This is a genomic window from Dyadobacter pollutisoli (assembly GCF_026625565.1).
GTDB lineage: Bacteria > Bacteroidota > Bacteroidia > Cytophagales > Spirosomataceae > Dyadobacter > Dyadobacter pollutisoli.
Genome location: NZ_CP112998.1, coordinates 7,404,143 through 7,423,804, shown reverse-complemented (window position 1 = coordinate 7,423,804; position 19,662 = coordinate 7,404,143). Strand labels below are relative to the sequence as shown.

The following is a 19,662-nucleotide window of genomic DNA, read 5'->3' as shown; positions in this document are numbered from 1 at the left end:
TTTCAATTCGTATGGCTAAGAATAGCGGACCTAATTTTTTTTGGGATAAACTAGTACCAACAATATATAGCGCGGGTGCTGCCGTTGTAATTTTAGGGGCGTTGGCAAAGATTCAACACTGGGATTTTGGTGGGCCGTTGCTTACTGCCGGTTTGGGTACCGAAGTACTTATATTTTTACTTTACGCTTTGCAGACTCTGACCCAGTCCAACGATAAAGATCCGGATTGGACACGCGTTTATCCTGAACTCGCTGATGACTACAGTGGCCCGGCAATTACCCGTGGCAGCACCCAAAGCAGCAACATTACCGCCAAGCTTGACAACATGCTTGACAATGCTAAAATATCACCAGAAGTTTTCGACAGCCTTGGAAAAGGATTCAGAAACCTGTCTGATACCGTTGGCAAAATCACTGACCTGACCGACGCAACAGTTGCTACTAACGATTACGCAAAAAATGTAAAAAGTGCGTCAACTGCGATCAATGATATGAACAAATCTTACGGAGTTGCCATCAACGCAATGTCTTCCATGGCAGAAGCAACCAAAGATGCGCAATCATACCGTGACCAATTCCAACAGATCACCAAGAATATGGGTGCCCTGAATGCAGTTTACGAACTGGAACTTCAGGATACAACAAAACACCTGAAAGCAATGAACGCGTTTTATGGTAACCTTACGGCTGCCATGGAAAATATGGCTGATGCTACCAAAGAATCCCAGGTTTTCAAGAATGAAATGTCCAAGCTGACAACCAATATTTCATCTTTGAATGGTATTTATGGTAATATGCTCACAGCTATGCGTGGCGGAAATGCCTAGTACACCCCTAACAAGCATATAGTAAATCCTCTGAGTGAATTATTAATTGTTTGTTATCACTAAATTATTTAATCACTGATAACTGATTACTGAACAATATGGCAGGTGGAAAAGAAACACCCCGTCAAAAGATGATTGGAATGATGTATCTGGTACTTACCGCCATGCTCGCATTGCAGGTAAGTTCAGCCATTATAGAAAAATTCATTCTTCTGAACAATTCTTTGGAACTATCCTCCGGAGCAGCGAATAAACTTAACCAGGAAACTGTACTTAAAATTAAAGCCGCAGTTGAAAAATCAGGTAACCGTGCCGCCGACGTAGCTGTAATCAAACAAGCTGATGAGGTACGCAAGTTTTCTGCAGATATTACTAATGAGCTGAATGCATTAAAACAAGAGATCATTAACAAAGCTGGTGGCGGACTTAATGAAGAGGGTGGAATCAAAAATCCTCAGGAAGAAGCCAAAGTTGCTGAATTGATGATCGCCACTGGGAAAAAAGGCAAAGCTTACGAATTGAAGGAAACGCTGAACGCGTATACTGCAAAGCTGAATGAGTTGTCTCCCAACAAATTCCAAATGCTGGCAATGGACGGCAGGGAAGATCCCGTAGTTAAAGGCAACAAAGAACAAAGAAATAAGGACTTTGCTGAGCTAAACTTCGAATCAACCCCGGTTGCAGCAGCATTGGCAGTTTTGAGTCAGAAACAAACCGATATTCGCCGTATGGAAGGCGAGGTTTTGAACTATCTTGCAAGTAAAGTAGGAGCTGCCGACGTTAAATTTGACCGAATATTAGCAATGGTAAGCGCCGATGCTAAGACGGTTGTGGCAGGTACGAAATTTAAAGGTCAGATGTTCATTGCTGCTTCTGCAACTGGTATAACGCCTCGCATGAGCCTGAACGGATCGCCTGTGAAGGTTGAAAATGGCGTAGGACTTATTGAATTCACCGCACAAGGCGGTGGTTATGATAAAGAAGGGTTGGCAAAAAGACAACTGCAAGCCCGCATTACTATCCCTACTCCATCCGGCCGCGATACTACCTATACGATGAACCAGGATTACTTCGTAGTAAAGCCTTCGTACCAGATCGAAACAGGGACTCTTCCTCCATTGTATTTGGGTTGTGCTAATAAACTAAGTATCCAAAGCCCGGCATTAGGACCACTTTGGGCTCCTAGCTTCTCAACTGACGGTGGAGAAATCATCAATAGTGGCCAAAAAGGTAAATTTACGATTGTACCTAGCAAAGCTCAGCTGAATATTACGGTAAGCAATGCTGGGAGTGTTCTCGGATCAGAACCTTTCCGCGTGAACAAAGTTCCTAAGCCTTCACTTGAAGTAAGAGTAAATGGAGCGGTGTTTGACGAAAGGAGAGGCGCTCCGGCCAGCGGAACCCGCAGTATTCAGGTGATTGCGGTACCGGACGAAAGCTTTAAGAATTTCTCTCCGGAAGATGCCAAATTCAGGGTAGCTCAGGTTGAGATTTCATTGGCAAGAGGTACCAGACGTATCACCGGCGTCACATTGAATGGCGGTGGCGGATCTATCTCTTCTCTGGCACAACAAGCACAACCTGGTGATCGTTATGTGATTACCATTTTGAAAGTAGAACGTCAGAATTTTAAAGGGGCGGTGAATGAAGTGGAGATGGGTAATCAATTCAGACAAGTTACGCTATACTAATCCTTATATTCAGGTCGTTGATTGGACAATACAACCTTATGTATGATATGAGAAGAATGAACGGAAAAACGATTGCATGGTCATTATTATCTTTGTCTCTGGGTAGCGGTGCCGCTTTTGCTCAGGAGAAAGAAGATTCTACTGCTAATCAATTCTCGTCACGGCCCATCGCCGAAGGCGACGTAATGATGAAAAGGACGCTATGGAGAAGGGTGGATCTGAAAGAAAAGCAGAACATTTCCATGTTCTCTAAAAATAATGAGATAACCCGTTATCTTCTGGAAGCTGCGAAAGCTGGCTTGATCGACGCTTATACAAATGATTCCTGTGCTACTAAAATCACTTCGGATGAGCTTCACAAGCGCATAGTTATTCCAAATCAAACAGCTGGTTTATCCGCCGAGGAGATTGCAGCGGGATTTGGCGAACCTGCCAAAGCAGATGATGGATGGGCGAATAAGCCGAAAACTGATCCGTCGAAAACAGCTGCTGCAACGGATGATGGCTGGAACAATACCGCTAAGAAAGATCCCAAAAAAGAGGTTGCTGTTGAAGACGACGGTTGGGGTCCTCCAAAGAAGAAGAGCACAAAAAAAGGCAAAAATCAAGTTGCTAAGGAAGAGCCACCTGTTGTGGAACCACCAAAAGTAGATTCCAGCTCTTTCGACAATCAGATAGCTGCTTCGGACGAAGAATATTTCCCAGACCAGTTGAGCATTCTTGAAATTAAAGAGGACTGGACGTTTGACAAGAAAAGATCAAGGCTGTACAATGATATTCAAACAATATCTATCATCCTGCCATCTGAACAAACTGCTACCGGCCTTGAATTGCCTGTTGCTTCATTCAGATGGAAAGACGTAGAAAGATTGTTCAGAAGCGACCCTAAGAAATATATCTGGTATAACACCCACAATACCGCTCAGAACAAAAACCTTGCAGATGCATTTGATTTACGTTTGTTCTACGGCAGGATCACCAAGTTTTCTAATGCCAATGACAAAGCATTTCTTGACATCTACAACGGTGAAAAAGAAGCACTTATCAAGTCTCTTAATTACGAGCAGGAGCTAATGGAGTTAGAACACGGACTTTGGGAATACTAAGAAAATTAAGACAAAAAAAATATGGCTGCCAGAATTGGCAGCCATATTTTTTTTGTCTTAATGGTATCGATTACTTCTTAAGAAACCTTTTAAGTTGTTTGCCCATTTTGACTTCCTTGTCCGTTAAGCCCAATGCAGCAATAGTCTTTTCGTAATTTTTGAAATCAACCTGTGCATTCATTCTTCCAACTATCGTACCTGGAATGATCACAATGCGAACATCTTCGAATATACGTACCGGAGCATCGTCCTGATCCTCTGACCAGTTGGTAGGTAAAAGTTGAACAAAGAATGTAGATTCCTGTACGCCATGAACAAAAGTGTAGCTACTCAACTTGCCTGTACCAAAACTAACAATCCCTGGTAGCGCCCAATACACACCTCCCGATTTTATATATACCAAAACCGCCGATGCTGACAAAAGGCTGTCTTCTTCCGCGGTAAGATCTGAAATTCCGGTAATATATGTACCATCCGCGTCTGTCGTGTCCTTTCCTGATGAGATAATGAGAGCGCTGCTTCCCGCTCCGTCCTCGCCATCCGCTCCGGCTGGCCCCGCTGGACCAGCTGGACCCGCTGTTCCTGTATCACCCTTCGGGCCAACTTCCCCCTGCTTACCCTCGCAACTTACCAAGGCAATCATCAACGCGACGCAAGCAAATAGTAATAATCTTCTGAACATAACTGCTAAAGTTTAGAATGTGAATTGAAAAATGATAGAAACTGTAAGAGTCAATACGCGGAACAATCCCAAAATGACGAGAGTGAGGGCGTTGAAAGCATAAATTATACAAAAAAACTTAAAAGTGGTGCGACTGAATCTGCGATCTTTAATTTTGCACCAACTAAAATTCAGATAAAAAGCCCACAATGCCAAACAGCCAAAATAAATACCTAATTATTGTTGCAGGTCCGACGGCCGTTGGCAAAACTTCACTTTCCATTCAATTAGCAAAAGATCTCAAAACTGAAATTATCTCCGCGGATTCACGTCAATTTTTCCGTGAATTAAATATTGGTACCGCAAAACCTTCTGCCGATGAATTAGCAGAAGTCCATCATCATTTTATCAATTCTCATTCTATTACAGAAACCTATAGTGCAGGCGATTTTGAGAGAGATACATTGAAATTACTGGATTCCCTTTTTCAGAAATTCAATGTGGTAATTATGACTGGCGGTTCTGGTTTTTATGTAAAAGCTGTTTCAGAAGGATTGGATTATTTGCCCGCACCCGCGCCCGGCCTGCGCGAGTCTCTCACACAAAGACTGAATGATGAAGGATTAGCCAAATTGCAGGAAGAAATCAGTGAGTTTGATCCCGTATTTGCCAAATCGAACGAAATCGCTAATCCACAGCGCGTTTTACGGGCCCTGGAAGTATATCACACCACTGGCGCGCCGATTAGCAACTATCATATAAAAGACGTCCAGAAACGCCCTTTTCAGCAAATATGCATTGCATTGGACCGGGACCGAAAAGAATTATATGACCGTATCGATTCCCGCATGGATACAATGTTACAAGACGGCCTAGTAGAAGAAGTCAGAAGCCTGATCGATTTCAGGTCGCATCATGCCCTGCAAACTGTCGGATATAAGGAAGTGTACGGATTTTTGGACGGCCACTACGATGAGAATGAAATGGTGCGGCTATTGAAGCAGAACTCACGCAGGTATGCTAAACGTCAGCTCACATGGTTCCGTCACCAGGGGAATTTCGAATGGTTCGATGCGGATGAATATGAAGGGATCCTGAGCTATATCAATGAAAAGACAGGAGATAGTGTTCCGAATAAATAATATAACGAGCGTTCACAGTTCTTCTTACCGTGAACGCTCACTTTTATTACTCTTGTTCTTCCAATTCGCGGTACGCGAGGATTCCACCCAGTACGTTTCTTACGTTAGCATATCCTTGTGATTCCAGGAATCTCGCAGCCTTACCACTCCTTGCGCCAGAGCGGCAATGAATGATGATCTCTTCGTTCTTCAATGGTTCCAATTCTGCAAGGTGATCGGGTAGCTCTCCCAAAGGAATCAATATCGCACCCAAATTATCCTCTTCGTACTCATGTTCCTCACGAACGTCATAAAAATGCAGGTCCTCGCCTTTTTCCAAACGTTCTTTTAACTCTTCTACGGTAATATCCATTATGCTTATTTTTTGTGACGATTAGATTTATTTGAAAATTAACATCTTTTGAACAAAAGATCGTTTCCCATCGGTCGCATTTAAAATATAAACGCCGTCCGTGAGGTTGCCAAGTGACGCAGACCTGTCTCCCGGCTTGGGCAAGATCGTCTGCACTACCCTACCTCCATTGGTATAAACATCTATTTTCTTCAAAGACATACTTTCCCAATTGATGATCCCTTTGTTTGGGTTCGGGTAAAATCTTGTTTTTGCCTCAATGCCCGGTTCATTACCCGTAATAATTCCCTGGGCCTTTTTCCCAAGATAAGGGCGTATCATAATGCTGCCTTTCAAAGTAATCTCCTTTGCCCACTCTGTCCCCAGATTGTAAAAAACTGCATTCTTTCCTAGCATTGAATTCCTGTCAAAACCCACCGTAACAGGTTGCTCATTGATTTGCAGCCAGCCTACATAAAAAGTATCAGGCACCGCTACCGGAGCAGTGAATGCATAATCAATAAAACCATTACGCTTACCAGGATAACGGGCGCCTACCGAGCGTTGCGCGATAAGCTGATCAGGCTTACCATTTTTATTATTAAAAATCTGAATCGTAAAAGATTGCCCTGAAATGTCTTTGTTAAATGGTACCATCGCAATCCTCACTCCGCCGATCGTGTCCGGCTTTGAAAGAATATACTGAACTGCCACCCGGCCCAATTTCTGATTAACCTGCACGCCATATTCCGCGCTGCCGTCATCAAATGCATAATAATCACTTAATGCAACCCGCGAAGTAATGGTGTCATTCGTTTTGAGGTTCACATTCGGGATCGTATCGGTAGTTATCACGTAGAACTTCGCAATGAGGTTCAGACTATCCCCAGTGTTACCAGTCGTAACCGGGGCTGGCCTGACAGAAAGGCGTTTTGATTTGAGCGACTCAACATAAATGGATCTCTGCACATTCCGGAAAAACTCAGTGCCTTTCGCCTCATCGGTGATGATAACAGTGCTCGTGAGGATGTTGAAGTTATTGAAATGGTTCACAATGTCAGTGCTCATCGAATCGGCAGTCGCGGATTTTGCGTCGACATTGTACTGCCTGAGAGGCATCGCCGTATATTTTTTTAGAAACGGTGTGACGGCCTTCCGCATCGCAACATCAAAAATGTACGGCGATTTTACCGACCGTTTCGCATTCAGATAAACATAGTCAAGATGCCAGGTATCATAAGAACCGGAATTTCTGCCATAAGACCGAAACCTGAACTGAAATGCCTCGTGCAAATACGAAGGATCAGTTACCTTGATAAACTGGTTGTGAAAAAGTGTATCCAGTTCATATCCAACCTGGTTCCAAACTGTAACCCATTGATTGGTTTTACTAAAAAACTCTAACCGTAGAAAATCACTGGAGTCAGGCAATTCTCCCAGTCCTTTTGCCATCCAGTAAAAACTCAGATAAACAGAATCCGTCGCGGTTTTGCCAGCCAGGTTAATAGGCTGTGAAGTAAGTGTATCTGTAAAATTTTGCGCCAATGGATTTACCAGGTTGTAAGGTGCTCCGCCCGCATTTAAGCCATCAAAAGTCGCAACATTCAGAGAAGGATGCGAAACTGTCAGCGTATTATTGATGTAAACACCGCTTCCTGGCAACCAATATTTAATGCTGGGCGAGGATGTTTTGGTAGTGGCGAAGTCGTCAAAAAAAGGAAGATTTACCGATGCCCCGGTACGGTTTCCATCACCGGTTTCAGCGCTTGTTTCATCTTCAAAAACATGTTCTCCAAGAGGAACAACTGTAAGCTGCGCATAAAGAAATTGACACTGAAACAGTAAAAAGATCCAGGTTAGCGATATACGTGTGTTGTTGATGAAAGAAACTTTACTGCTCCGGTTGAATATTTTCATTCTCAGTTGATTCCGCAGCCTGCGGCGTTACCCAAAGATCAATTACGTCCCCTATTCTAACATTGTTGCCTGCATCCGGATTTTGCCGTACTACCGAGCCAGGCGCCTGTCCTTCCTCGGCGGGTAGCTCCATTTGCTGCCCTACTTTCAAACCTGCGCCGATAATGGCTATTTTCGCCTCATCCAATGGCATTCCTATCACCGATGGCGCTTCAAACTGTGCAGTACCTAACCCCTCTCCCAGTTCAAGGTCAATTTTTGACCCTTTTGCAACAGGTTGTCCCGGCAAAATTTCTTTACCATTATACATTTGTTTCAATACGGCATTTTGAGCCATATCGGGAACATAGGAAATGTTGCCTTCTTCCAGTCCGACACTTTTAAGGAGCATTTGAGCACTTCTGTGCGTCATATCCGTCAGTTTCGGCATTTTGATCAAAGGCGCAGTGCGGGAAACGACTGTCACATATATTTTGCGTCCCTCTTTTACCTTCGAACCCGGTAAAGGATATTGAGATATAATGGTCAGGGGAGGTGCATTGGTTACAAAAGTGCAATCCACTTCATATCGCAGGTCTCTGTCTCCCAAAAAATCTTCCAGTTCTTCCACATTCTTTTTCTTCAGATCAGGGACCGTGATCGCCTCTCCGTGATTGGTAGTAAAAGGCAGATAAACAAAAAAGAATCCCAGGAAAAGAACCAAAAGCAGTGAGACAATTATTCCGATATGTATGAAAAGATCCGTTCTGGATTGTGTACTAATTTTGGCCATGAATGTACTTGATGCTCGAAATTTTTATAGACGGGTAAAAATAAACGTAATATTCCAAGAAGCCAATATACTAAGCTGTATATGAGCCAAGAATTCTTTTAATGTACTTACCCAGAATATCGAATTCCAAGTTGACAGAATCACCTGCTTTTAACGAATGAAAATTAGTAAAAGAGTAAGTATAGGGGATTATTGCCACCCGGAACGAATTCTCTGTTGAGTTAAAAACGGTAAGACTCACGCCATTGATACAAATCGAACCTTTTTCTACCGTTAAATTTCCGGTTGAAGGATCATATTTAAAATCAAAAAGCCAGCTGCCATCCCTCTCTTCTACATTGGTACAAATACCTGTCTGATCCACGTGCCCTTGCACAATGTGCCCGTCGAAACGTCCATTTGCCGGCATACAACGTTCCAGGTTCACCTTACTTTCGACGGTTAATGAGCCCAGATTTGTCTTGATCAGCGTTTCTTCGATCGCGGTAACCTGATAGGTATCTTCTTCCACTGCAACCACTGTGAGGCAAACACCATTATGATTGATACTCTGGTCAATTTTAAATTCTCTGGCGAGCGGCGACGCCAAAGTAAAAGTCCGGTTAGTACCCTCGATATCGATCTTTAATACTTCTCCGGTTGATTCAACTATTCCTGTAAACATTATCAATGACGAATTTTAAAACACAAAGTTACGATTTCCCGGGTACTCTAACTTTTCAATTCCACATAGTTTGCGAACTTTGCACAAAAATAAGGGAATCGGCCGCGTGCTACTCTTATCTGCTAATCCTAATAATCAGTTAATGAAAAAAGTCCTATTCATCGATCGTGACGGAACGATCATTGTTGAACCTCCCACAGATTTTCAGGTAGATTCACTGGAAAAACTGGAATTTTTGCCAAAAGCAATTTCAAATCTTCGTAAGATCGCAGAAGAGACTGATTATGAACTGGTCATGGTGACCAATCAGGACGGACTGGGTACAGATTCTTTCCCTGAACCAACATTCTGGCCCGCCCAAAATAAAATGCTCGCTACGCTTGCCGGTGAAAATGTACATTTCACCGAAATATATGTGGACAGAAGCTTTCCCGAAGACAATCTGCCGACACGCAAGCCGGGGATAGGAATGCTTACTTCTTATTTTTCCGATGAATATGACCTCGCCAATAGTTATGTGATCGGCGACAGACTGACAGACGTTCAACTGGCGGTTAATCTGGGTGCAAAAGCGATATTGTTTTTGCCATCGTTACCGGAAGCAGGGATCTCAGACAAGATGAGTTCGACTACTTCCTTTGTTTCCAATGACTGGGATGCCATTTATGAACATCTGAAACTTCCATCCAGAACCGCATCGGTAGAAAGGAACACCAAGGAAACACAAATCAAAGTTGACCTTAACCTCGACGGAAGTGGCCGTTCCGACATTCATACCGGCCTGGGCTTTTTCGACCACATGCTGGACCAGCTCGCAAGACATTCCGGCGCTGATCTTTCCATTCATGTCGAAGGTGACCTGCACATTGATGAGCATCACACCATTGAAGACACGGCACTTGCATTGGGCGAAGCTTACCGCCAGGCGATAGGAGATAAAAGAGGCATTAGTCGTTATGGATTTTTGCTTCCTATGGACGAAGCGCTCGCCCAGGTGGCCATTGATTTCTCGGGACGTCCGTGGATCGTGTGGGACGCCGAATTTAAAAGAGAGAAAATCGGGGAAATGCCTACTGAAATGTTCTTTCATTTTTTCAAGTCCTTCTCCGATACGTCATTGTCTAACCTGAACATTAAAGTAGAAGGTGATAATGAGCACCATAAAATTGAATCGATCTTCAAAGCCTTTGCAAAAGCAATTAAAATGGCAGTCAGGAGAGATTTGAAAGCATTGGATTTTATGCCTTCGACAAAAGGAGTGCTTTAAAAAAATTAAACGAAAACGCTGCCATTGGCAATTTTTAGTTATTTTTGTTCAAGTCAAGTCAGGAATTAATTGAATATTTTATGGAAATGACCATTGTAATGATCGTCTTTTATATCGTTCTGCTGGGTTCGGCGTTCCTTGTTGGACGTTGGCTGGAGAACAATGAAAAGGCCTGGAAAACAAAATAATTACGAGGGGTTGTGTAATAACGACCCTTTTTTTGTGCCTTTCGGTTTCAGTAGTTAACAGAAAATTAACCTGTTCCGGATAATAAATTACACATTACCGAACGTTTTAGACGCGTTGAGTGTTCCCAAATCGTTTCGCAAATACCTTTTATACCTTGCTTAGAAGTCTCTGTCTCATATTGCTCACGGCCTTCCTCATCTGTAAAGCCACAGATGTTGCCAGTCTTTTGCTGGCCAAGGAAAAGTCCTCTGTGGTTTGCGATTCCGGCACTTGCGATAATGAAGAAAAGACAGAAGTTGAGAAAATCAATGACGACCAGTTGTTGATTTCAAATAGCGTATATTTCGATAAATTCTGTTTGTCGATTCCCCTCAAAAATTCGTTTACCTACTCTGTTAGTTTCCGTACCGAGATATTTCACAATCTTCTCTCTCCCCCACCGGAACTGATCTGATTTCCCTTTTTTAAATTATTTCTGTAAGAATGGCCATTCTTCGGGTGAATTATTATTCATCCCGAACGCTGCGCTTTCTTATATCTCCTATTCAATAATTTTACCGAAATCATGATCCAGTCATATAACCAATTGTTCGAAAACAATAAAAAGTGGGTAGCGAAAACTAACGAGGAAAACCCAGAATTCTTCACTAACCTGGCCAACGGACAAAGTCCCAAGTTTCTTTGGATCGGCTGCTCCGACAGTCGTGTTCCAGCCAACGAAATCACCGGCACACAGCCCGGCGATATTTTTGTACATCGTAACATCGCCAACATGGTGATCCATACCGACATTAGCATGCTAAGCGTACTCGATTATTCGGTGAATGTACTGGGAGTGAAACACATCATCGTTTGCGGACATTACGGCTGTGGCGGGGTAAATGCTGCAATGGGTAATAAGCAGGTGGGTTTGATCGATAACTGGCTGCGCCATATTAAAGACGTTTACCGGTTCCACGAGCAGGAATTGAATGCTATTACCGATCCCCGCAAAAGAAGCGACCGACTTGTAGAATTGAACGTTCAAGAGCAGGTTAGGGACTTGGCAAAAACGTCTATCGTTCAGAATGCCTGGTCAAATGGCCAGTTTATTCAGGTACATGGCCTCGTATACGATATCAAAAATGGTATTCTCAATGATCTCAATGTCACCGTTGATGATAATACCGATGTTGAAGAAGTGTACCGCCTGGATGCGACAGTTGTCGCCTGATCGCCACAAGTAACATAAAACCAATTAATGATCCATTAGAATCAATCGTATGTCATTGACTAAGAATAACTTATTTTCCAATATCAAATACGATTTCCCCGCCGGACTGGTCGTGTATCTGGTAGCATTACCGCTTTGCCTTGGAATTGCCCTGGCCTCTACTGGCAGATCCGACCTGCTTTTCTCTGGAATCATCGCCGGCATGATCGGCGGAATTGTAGTTGGCTCGCTCAGTGGTTCTTCATTGGGCGTGGCCGGCCCGGCCGCCGGGTTGGTGGTAATCGTCGTGAATGCATTGGATACGCTGGGAAGCTTTGAAGCTTTCCTCCTCGCTGTGGTAATCGCAGGGATTCTGCAGGTAGTTGCCGGATTTATGAAAGCCGGTATTATCGGTTACTATTTCCCATCATCCGTCATTAAAGGTATGCTCGCAGCCATTGGTATCACACTCATTTTAAAGGAGATACCGCATGCTTTCGGATATGACGCTGACTTTATGGGCGATGAAGCATTCGACCAGAAAGACGGCCAGAACACTTTCACCGAGCTTTATAATTCTGTAAAATACAGCAGTACCGGCGCAATTATTATTTCCGCAGTATCACTCGCCATGCTGATCCTGTTCGACAGGCCGTTCATGAAGAAAATACAGCTGTTTCGCTTTGTACCGGGAGCACTGTTTGTCGTGATGTTTGGTGTGGTACTTAACCTCGTATTCGCTGGTACCATTCCTGCCTGGACATTGTCAGGAGATCACCTTGTTCAGCTGCCTGTTGCCACGAACGCGTCGGAGTTCTTCGGGTTTTTCAAAACACCCGATTTCTCAGCAATTACAAGAGTGGAAGTTTACACCATTGGATTAACGCTGGCGATTGTGGCCAGTTTGGAAACATTGCTGTCTGTAGAAGCAACCGACAAGCTCGATCCTTTCAAACGCAACACGCCCACTAACCGCGAATTGATCGCCCAAGGAATTGGTAACATCACCTCCGGCCTGATCGGTGGGTTGCCCATTACACAGGTTATTGTTAGAAGCTCAGCCAATATCGACTCAGGCGGCAGGACCCGGCTCTCCACCATTACGCATGGGACTATCTTGTTACTGTCTGCTGTTTTTATTCCAAGATTTCTGAATTTTATTCCATTGGCCTCGCTGGCAGCGATATTACTGGTAGTAGGTTACAAGCTGTCCAAGTTTTCACTTTACCAGGGTATGTATCGGCTCGGTAAAGAACAGTTTATACCGTTTATTGTCACGATCATCGCCATTCTGAGTACCGACTTGCTTAAAGGTATTGCTGTGGGAATGGTGGTAGCCATATATTTCATTCTCCGTAAAAACTCCAAACATTCTTACCACTATGTGAAGGAGGAACATCGGGACGGTGAGGTAATCACGCTCATTTTATCTGAAGAGGTTACTTTCCTCAACAAAGGCAGTATCAGCGCCACACTGGACCACTTGCCCGACAATGCTACCGTAATAATTGACGGAAGCAAGTCGCTGAACATTGATTACGACGTACTGGAAATCATTCAGGAGTTCAAGAAACATTCGGCACCGCTAAGAAACATTACCGTAGAAACCAAAGGAATTGACGCCGTCGAAGCGGTTGGCGGACACTAATAAAAATCCCACAATCGAGTTGAATCGATTGTGGGATAAAACTATTTTGTAATAAGTCGAATAGGTGGTCTGCTATTCCTTTAGGGCTCTATCGCTGTTTAAGACGCTGGATCAGCATATCGTTGAATGTCCTTTCAGCTTTATATAACTCTACGACCTGACTGGCCGTAATGACTTTCAGAAATCTGTTCTGATACTCTTTTTCAAGATCCAGTTCCTGCTGTTTCAGCTCCTGTACTTCTTTGAGATTGTTCAAAACCTGCTCATCGGTCTTCCCTTCGGCTTTCTTGTCGTTAATGATCTTTTTCTGCGCACGATGAATATCTCGTCTCTTTTGTGAATACTCGTTATAAACCGGCCAGAAACCTGTTGATTGCTCGGGAGTAAGATTCAGGCGGTTCGTGATAATGGCCACTTTGGCATCCTGTATTCTTTTAATTTCTTCTTCTGAGCGCCGCTGCGCATTGGCTGAAGTAACGGCGCATAATGAAATCAGGAGGATGGCAAAAATGTTACGATACTTTCGGGATATTAATTGTAAGTTCATTTGATTCATGTTGTTAGGGTCAGATCGTCTCTGATCCGGAGACAGTTTCCTGTATTTGTTGACGAAGTACATCATCGTCAAGGCCGTCCAGATAAAATAATACTGTTGAATCCGTATCGAATGCTTTCTGAACTACTTTATGTTCGCTTAAATCGTAATAGCTGATGTTCTGCTCTTCCAGATAATCAATAATGGACGCATTGCTGATTCCGCTCAATGGCTCCTGCCCCAAAGATCCCTGACGTTCCGGAACGGTAACCCACACCAATACCAAAATCAACGCCATCGCCGAAACCAAACCTACCGACCTCTGCCACGACCAGCCTATAACAGGCTTACGCACAGCCTCCGAAGGAATTCTCGATTGAATTATTTGAGGTAGTTTATCAAAATAGCCTTCGGGTACAGAAAAGGGCGTTTCCCTTTTAAGATCATCCAACCTTATCCGCTCTTTGTCCATGATTATTTATATTTCCTGACTTGTAAATGTTTGACCAAAGTAATTGCAAATAGTTTAATCCGTATCGTTTAAAAAATCCTCAATTTTTTTTGTAGCCCAATGATATGAAGCTTTTAGCGCCCCTACCGACGTTCCTGTGATCTCCGAAATCTCTTCATAAGGAAGTTCTTCGAAGTATTTCAGGTTAAAAACCAGTCTTTGCTTTTCCGGTAATTTTAATAATGCCTTTTGCAATTTGAGCTGTATCACATCGCCGCCGAGTTCAGGATCAGCTTCCAGCTTCTCACTCAGCTCATTTTCAACGTCATATATCGGTATAAAGAACTTTCTCCTCTTTTTGTTCAGAAAATTAATGGCTTCATTACTCGCAATCCGGTAAAGCCAGGTGTACAGTTTTGCATCACCACGGAAATTTTCGAGTGCAGTCCATGCCTTTATGAATACGTCCTGTGTAATGTCATTAGCATCGTCGTGATCCACCACCATCTTGCGGACCAGCCAATAAACTTTTTGCTGATACTTGCGCACCAACTGATTGAAAGCGTTCCGGCGCGTTTCGGGATTTTCAAAAAGGGATAATAATTCTTCGTCAGACATTTAATCAGTACTAACCTGATGGTTTATTTCGGAGGAAACTTCATAAAAACGATGGCGGCCTCTGATTTCCGAAATCAACGCAAGTCAATAATAGTTTATTTTTTGGTTCAGGGCAAATAAAATTTGAGTCCTGCGGGAGCAAAACCATGTTTTACTTTCCACAGGACTCAATGTATTCTAATGTTCTTCGCAGAACTGTATGTTCTTATTTTCTAGCAATCGCGCGTTTCGCAGCTGCAACAATGTCTTTCGCAGTCAAACCGTATTTTTCCATCAGCTGTGCAGGTGTTCCGCTTTCTCCGAAGCTGTCATTCACTGCCACATATTCCTGAGGAACCAGTTTGTTTTTCACCAAAACCTGCGCAACACTGTCCCCAAGCCCGCCCAGACGGTTATGCTCTTCGGCAGTTACCGCGCAACCAGTTTTTTCAACTGATTTCAGGATCGCCTCTTCATCCAATGGCTTAATGGTGTGGATATTAATGATCTCAGCATTAATACCTTCTGCTTCCAGGATTTCGCCAGCTTGTATTGCCTCCCAAACCATGTGGCCTGTTGCGAAAATACTTACATCGGTTCCTTCGTTGACCATCCATGCTTTCCCGATCTCGAATTTCTGATCTGCATCCGTAAATACTGGAATCACAGGACGTCCGAAACGAAGGTACACAGGTCCTTCATAGTCAGCGATGGCGATGGTAGCAGCCTTAGTCTGGTTGTAGTCGCAAGGGTTGATCACAGTCATTCCCGGCAACATTTTCATCATACCAAGGTCTTCCAGGATCTGGTGTGTTGCACCATCTTCACCCAATGTCAAACCTGCGTGTGAAGCACAGATTTTCACGTTTTTATTGGAATAAGCAACACTCTGACGGATCTGGTCATAAACACGGCCAGTTGCAAAGTTCGCAAATGTCGTAGCAAAAGGAATTTTTCCGCCAATCGTCAATCCAGCTGAGATACCGATCATATTGGCCTCAGAAATACCGCATTGTACGAAACGCTCAGGATTTTCCTTGATAAATGGTTCCAGTTTCAGAGAACCAACAAGGTCAGCACAAAGTGCTACAACGTTAGGATTCTGCTGCCCCAGAACGTGCATTCCGGCACCAAAGCCAGAACGGGTATCTTTCTTCTCAGTGAAAGTGTATTTTTTCATTATCGTCTTAATTTCTGTTTTATGAAACCGGCAAGGTCGTCAGTAACCTTCGGTTTGACTGATTAATAATCTCCCAAAGTTTCTTCCAACTGAGCCAATGCAGCGGCAAGTTGCTCGTCATTTGGTGCTACACCATGCCATTTGTGGCTTCCCATCATAAAATCAACACCAAAGCCCATACCGGTATGCAGCAACACCATGATAGGTCTGCCGTGTCCCAGTCTACTTTTAGCTTCATAAAGGCCTTTTACCACAGCCGCCATGTCGTTACCCTCTTCAATAGAAATTACTTCCCATCCGAAAGCTTCGTATTTTTTACCGAGGTCAAGGTTGTTCATTACCTTCACCGTGGGACCATCTATCTGTTGTCCGTTAAGGTCAATGAACGCAACAAGGTTATCAACCTGGTGGTGTGGCGCGAATGTAGCTGCCTCCCAAACCTGGCCTTCCTGCTGCTCACCATCGCCCATCAGGACATATACCAATCCTTTATCATTGTTCAACTTCTTGGCAAGAGCTGCACCGATCGCTACTGACATACCCTGGCCCAATGAGCCGGATGCGATACGGATTCCTTCCAAATGCTCGTGCGTTGTAGGGTGTCCCTGCAGACGCGAATTCAGCTTACGGAAAGTCGCCATCTCTTCTTTTGGAAAATACCCGCGGCGTGACAGAACACTGTACCAAACCGGAGAAATGTGCCCGTTAGACAAGAAGAAAAGATCTTCGTCCTTTCCGTCCATATCAAATACCGGCTTACCGTCCTGCTCCTTCAGTTTAAGACGCTCGAAGTATAAGGCCACCAACAATTCAGTGCAACCCAGGGAACCTCCCGGGTGTCCCGACTGACAACCATGTACCATCCGTACGATGTCTCTCCGAACTTGCGAAGCTACTTTTTCTAATTGTTCAATTTCCATTTTCATTGATTTTCTATTGGACTGTCCTTAATCTGGTTAGCAAGCGAACAGATCATTTTGCGGATGTAAATGTCCTGCTATTCAGTATTCTTAAATGACTATTTATTATTCAGTTTTACCAAGAATTTGATCAGAGTGACGTTGAGATTCCACTTTTTGGATAATTTCCTCAATAACGCCTTTCTTATCAATGACGAATGTTGTCCGGAGTACCCCCATATAAGTACGACCGAATAATGTCTTCTCTCCCCAAACACCGTAAGCCTCTATGATGGCGTGCTCAGTGTCCGCCAGCAAAGGAAACGGGAGGTTGAATTTTTTTATAAATTTCAAGTGTGATTTTTCATTGTCAGCACTCACTCCCAACACTTTGTAACCTTTTTTCAGGAGCGAATGATAGTTGTCCCTAAGATTACAGGCCTGGGTAGTACAGGTAGGTGTGTTATCTTTTGGATAAAAGTACAGAATAACTTTTTCTCCTTTGAAATCTGATAACTTTACTTCGTTTCCATTCTGATCTTTTGCCGTGAAGGCAGGTGCTTTATCGCCGACTTGAAGTCCCATTAACTTATCTTTTTCGTTTTCTTGATTTCTTAGGGATAACAACCGGCTCCGCTATTTCTGTTCGCAAGATAGTACTATTTCCGGCCCTATCCGTCACTTCCAGCACGAGTTCTCCTTCAAACAACTGGTTTTCATCGAGCTTCTCCGACCAGATATATCCTTTCTTAAAATCATAGTTCAGCAGCACCCATTGCCCGTTTACCAAGGCCCTAAAATGATCAATACCTGACAAGCCGTCGCCCACAAATCCTCTTATCCTTTTCTTGCTGTTTTCTACAAGCCGCACCCTCGGCGGAACCGTGTCTGTCTGAATCACGAATGTCCCCAATTCCCGGGTTTCAAATTTGATCTGGTCGCCATCCCAGGTTCCTCCCACAAACCGATAATCTCCGTTCAGATATCGGTACACACGTGTCCGCTCTCTGTTTTCCGGGATCTTGTCGGGCGTAAATGCTACCGAAATGTAGTCATTGAGCGCCGTGCCACGGTTATTGATGTAGAGTGCATTAAAACTCCTCTCACCAGTTAGAAACAGCGTATCAAACAAGCTGGTAGGCTTAAAATCCACAGACCAGTTATCGGCCTGATAATTTGATGCAACGCCCGCAAAGATCTGGCTCCTCAGGTAAGTTTTTACCGTGGAGTTACCAATCCTGACTGAATCGGGCCGGTACTCGCGAAGGTCCGTCACAAAAACGGCCGATTCGTTGGCATAAAAATCAGGTTTCTTTTTGATCTCTTTGCCTTGTGCATAGTAGGTAGCAAACGGAATGGAACTGCGGTAATATTTCGCCTTCACAACCAATGTATTTTCCTGAACATCCGTAAGTACCGATTCCGGGTTAACTTCCACATCATAAACAGGTAATGGCGGATTCTGCGGTTCTCCTTTGACGGTGAACAGAAGTTCGGAGACATTCTCGTAAGAATCCGAGATTCTGATACTTACCTCATGGCTTAATGTGTCCGTAATGTTCAGCTTTCCTTTGTAGGCATCTGTTTTGTACAGATTAAAATTGTTGCCGTCGGGAACATAACATTTCAAAAAACGCTGTCCCGTTTCCTGTTCCGTTTCGTAGTCGATCAGGTTGTTATAATCTCGGGTAGAAGCATTTGGAAAGATTTCAATGTTATAGGAAAACACTTCCCGCCCGTCCATTTTGATCTCAATGCATTGTAATCCGTAGCGGAATCCGGTACCCGTCATCTGATCGTGTGCTACCAGGTCGAAACCGATGATTCCGGTCGCAGAAACCGGAGCAGGAAGCCTGTATGAACCGTCTTTCAATCTAACCGGTGCGTACACTTTTCTGTCAAACTGTCCATTCACCCGTCCATTAATATCGAGCGGCCTCACCGCCAGATTCACGAATTTAGGCGCCGTAATATCTTTGATCTCATTGAAACCAAAGTACAGCGGATTCAAATAATTATCCTTCGAATCGCGGATCTCGAAATGCAAGTGAGGACCAGCAGAACCGCCCGTGTTTCCCGATAATGCAATGATTTCTCCCTTCCTGAAATTAAATTTACCGGGTTCCGGAAAGATGTCTATCTCGAAGCTTTGCTTTTTATATTGCTCTTCACGGACATAGCTGGCCAGCGGGTCGCTGAATTTCAACAAATGTCCGTAAACAGTTGTCTGTCCATTGGGATGACGCAAATAAATGACATTACCATATCCGCTGCGCTGCACCGCTACTTTGTAAACATAACCCTCGGCCGCGGCATAAACAGGTAATCCTTCTCTCTGCTGAGTACGAATGTCGAGACCAGCGTGGAAGTGATTGCTTCTCAGATCGCCCAGCCCGCCAGCCAGTGAATTGGCCAGGCCCGGTCTTATCGGGAATTGATAATAACCTTTAGTATAGGATTGTTTTTGGGCAAATGTTCCTTGTCCAAAAACCATTAACCCCAAAATAAATAAAGCAGAACGGACTATCGCCCGGAAATAATATCGCATGAAAGAAGTGTATGAATGGGCCGGACCTGCCTGGCGGGACCTGAC

At 43.9% G+C, this 19,662-nt stretch carries 20 protein-coding genes; 8 read left to right on the top strand and 12 right to left on the bottom strand.

The genetic code is table 11. The features are described 5' to 3' along the window. Window positions 1-11: 11 nt before the first annotated feature. From porL to ON006_RS30850, 3 genes are all read left to right on the top strand, one after another. On the top strand, window positions 12-827 hold the full coding sequence (porL, locus tag ON006_RS30860; protein WP_244822018.1) for a type IX secretion system motor protein PorL/GldL: 816 nt from the start codon (window positions 12-14) through the stop codon (window positions 825-827). Window positions 828-925: 98 nt separating this feature from the next. Then, window positions 926-2,518, top strand: coding sequence for a type IX secretion system motor protein PorM/GldM (gene porM / locus ON006_RS30855; RefSeq protein ID WP_255772943.1), 1,593 nt, complete (start codon window positions 926-928; stop codon window positions 2,516-2,518). A 38-nt stretch (window positions 2,519-2,556) separates the two neighbouring features. Then, window positions 2,557-3,624, top strand: coding sequence for a gliding motility protein GldN (locus tag ON006_RS30850; protein ID WP_244822019.1), 1,068 nt, complete (start codon window positions 2,557-2,559; stop codon window positions 3,622-3,624). A gap of 70 nt (window positions 3,625-3,694) precedes the next feature. On the opposite strand, the gene ON006_RS30845 is transcribed toward ON006_RS30850, so the two are convergent. Next, window positions 3,695-4,306: a hypothetical protein gene (locus ON006_RS30845; protein WP_244822020.1), complete on the bottom strand. Its 612-nt coding sequence runs from the start codon at window positions 4,304-4,306 to the stop codon at window positions 3,695-3,697. A 188-nt stretch (window positions 4,307-4,494) separates the two neighbouring features. Here ON006_RS30845 and miaA point away from each other — a divergent pair, with 188 nt between their 5' ends. Then, a complete protein-coding gene (gene miaA, locus ON006_RS30840; protein ID WP_244822021.1) occupies window positions 4,495-5,427 on the top strand; it encodes a tRNA (adenosine(37)-N6)-dimethylallyltransferase MiaA in 933 nt (310 codons plus the stop codon). A gap of 46 nt (window positions 5,428-5,473) precedes the next feature. Here the strand turns inward: miaA and ON006_RS30835 are convergent, their stop codons facing one another. The 4 genes from ON006_RS30835 to ON006_RS30820 form a co-directional block, all read right to left on the bottom strand. Further along, a complete protein-coding gene (locus ON006_RS30835) occupies window positions 5,474-5,779 on the bottom strand; it encodes a rhodanese-like domain-containing protein (protein ID WP_244822022.1) in 306 nt (101 codons plus the stop codon). Between the two features lie 27 nt (window positions 5,780-5,806). After that, window positions 5,807-7,675, bottom strand: coding sequence for a T9SS type A sorting domain-containing protein (locus ON006_RS30830; protein ID WP_244822023.1), 1,869 nt, complete (start codon window positions 7,673-7,675; stop codon window positions 5,807-5,809). Next, window positions 7,650-8,447: a PASTA domain-containing protein gene (locus tag ON006_RS30825; protein WP_244822024.1), complete on the bottom strand. Its 798-nt coding sequence runs from the start codon at window positions 8,445-8,447 to the stop codon at window positions 7,650-7,652. Before ON006_RS30825 ends, ON006_RS30830 begins: the two co-directional genes overlap by 26 nt. Window positions 8,448-8,517: 70 nt before the next feature. Beyond that, the gene (locus ON006_RS30820) at window positions 8,518-9,111 is read right to left on the bottom strand and encodes a riboflavin synthase (RefSeq protein ID WP_244822025.1); all 594 of its coding nucleotides are present in this window, start codon (window positions 9,109-9,111) and stop codon (window positions 8,518-8,520) included. A 142-nt stretch (window positions 9,112-9,253) separates the two neighbouring features. On the opposite strand from ON006_RS30820, the gene hisB reads away from it, so the two are divergent. The 4 genes from hisB to ON006_RS30800 all read left to right on the top strand — a co-directional run bounded on the left by hisB (window position 9,254) and on the right by ON006_RS30800 (window position 13,407). Next, window positions 9,254-10,378 (top strand): bifunctional histidinol-phosphatase/imidazoleglycerol-phosphate dehydratase HisB, encoded by a 1,125-nt coding sequence (hisB, locus tag ON006_RS30815; protein ID WP_244822026.1) that lies wholly within the window; start codon window positions 9,254-9,256, stop codon window positions 10,376-10,378. A gap of 343 nt (window positions 10,379-10,721) precedes the next feature. After that, window positions 10,722-11,021: a hypothetical protein gene (locus ON006_RS30810; RefSeq protein ID WP_244822027.1), complete on the top strand. Its 300-nt coding sequence runs from the start codon at window positions 10,722-10,724 to the stop codon at window positions 11,019-11,021. Window positions 11,022-11,132: 111 nt separating this feature from the next. Beyond that, window positions 11,133-11,780 carry a carbonate dehydratase gene (can, locus tag ON006_RS30805; protein ID WP_244822028.1) on the top strand — a complete coding sequence of 216 codons (648 nt, stop codon included), beginning with the start codon at window positions 11,133-11,135 and terminating at the stop codon, window positions 11,778-11,780. A 49-nt stretch (window positions 11,781-11,829) separates the two neighbouring features. Continuing rightward, window positions 11,830-13,407: a SulP family inorganic anion transporter gene (locus tag ON006_RS30800; protein ID WP_244822029.1), complete on the top strand. Its 1,578-nt coding sequence runs from the start codon at window positions 11,830-11,832 to the stop codon at window positions 13,405-13,407. An 88-nt stretch (window positions 13,408-13,495) separates the two neighbouring features. On the opposite strand, the gene ON006_RS30795 is transcribed toward ON006_RS30800, so the two are convergent. From ON006_RS30795 to ON006_RS30765, 7 genes are all read right to left on the bottom strand, one after another. Beyond that, window positions 13,496-13,954, bottom strand: coding sequence for a hypothetical protein (locus ON006_RS30795; RefSeq protein WP_244822030.1), 459 nt, complete (start codon window positions 13,952-13,954; stop codon window positions 13,496-13,498). Window positions 13,955-13,973: 19 nt separating this feature from the next. After that, complete coding sequence (locus ON006_RS30790; protein WP_244822031.1) at window positions 13,974-14,414, bottom strand: hypothetical protein; 441 nt, start codon at window positions 14,412-14,414, stop codon at window positions 13,974-13,976. 54 nt (window positions 14,415-14,468) lie between these two features. After that, window positions 14,469-15,011, bottom strand: coding sequence for a sigma-70 family RNA polymerase sigma factor (locus ON006_RS30785; RefSeq protein WP_244822032.1), 543 nt, complete (start codon window positions 15,009-15,011; stop codon window positions 14,469-14,471). A 205-nt stretch (window positions 15,012-15,216) separates the two neighbouring features. Next, window positions 15,217-16,170, bottom strand: coding sequence for a transketolase family protein (locus ON006_RS30780; RefSeq protein WP_244822033.1), 954 nt, complete (start codon window positions 16,168-16,170; stop codon window positions 15,217-15,219). 62 nt (window positions 16,171-16,232) lie between these two features. After that, a complete protein-coding gene (locus ON006_RS30775; protein WP_244822274.1) occupies window positions 16,233-17,090 on the bottom strand; it encodes a transketolase in 858 nt (285 codons plus the stop codon). A gap of 105 nt (window positions 17,091-17,195) precedes the next feature. Beyond that, complete coding sequence (gene bcp, locus ON006_RS30770) at window positions 17,196-17,654, bottom strand: thioredoxin-dependent thiol peroxidase (protein ID WP_244822034.1); 459 nt, start codon at window positions 17,652-17,654, stop codon at window positions 17,196-17,198. A 4-nt stretch (window positions 17,655-17,658) separates the two neighbouring features. Next, complete coding sequence (locus tag ON006_RS30765) at window positions 17,659-19,617, bottom strand: M23 family metallopeptidase (RefSeq protein ID WP_244822035.1); 1,959 nt, start codon at window positions 19,615-19,617, stop codon at window positions 17,659-17,661. Window positions 19,618-19,662 lie beyond the last annotated feature (45 nt).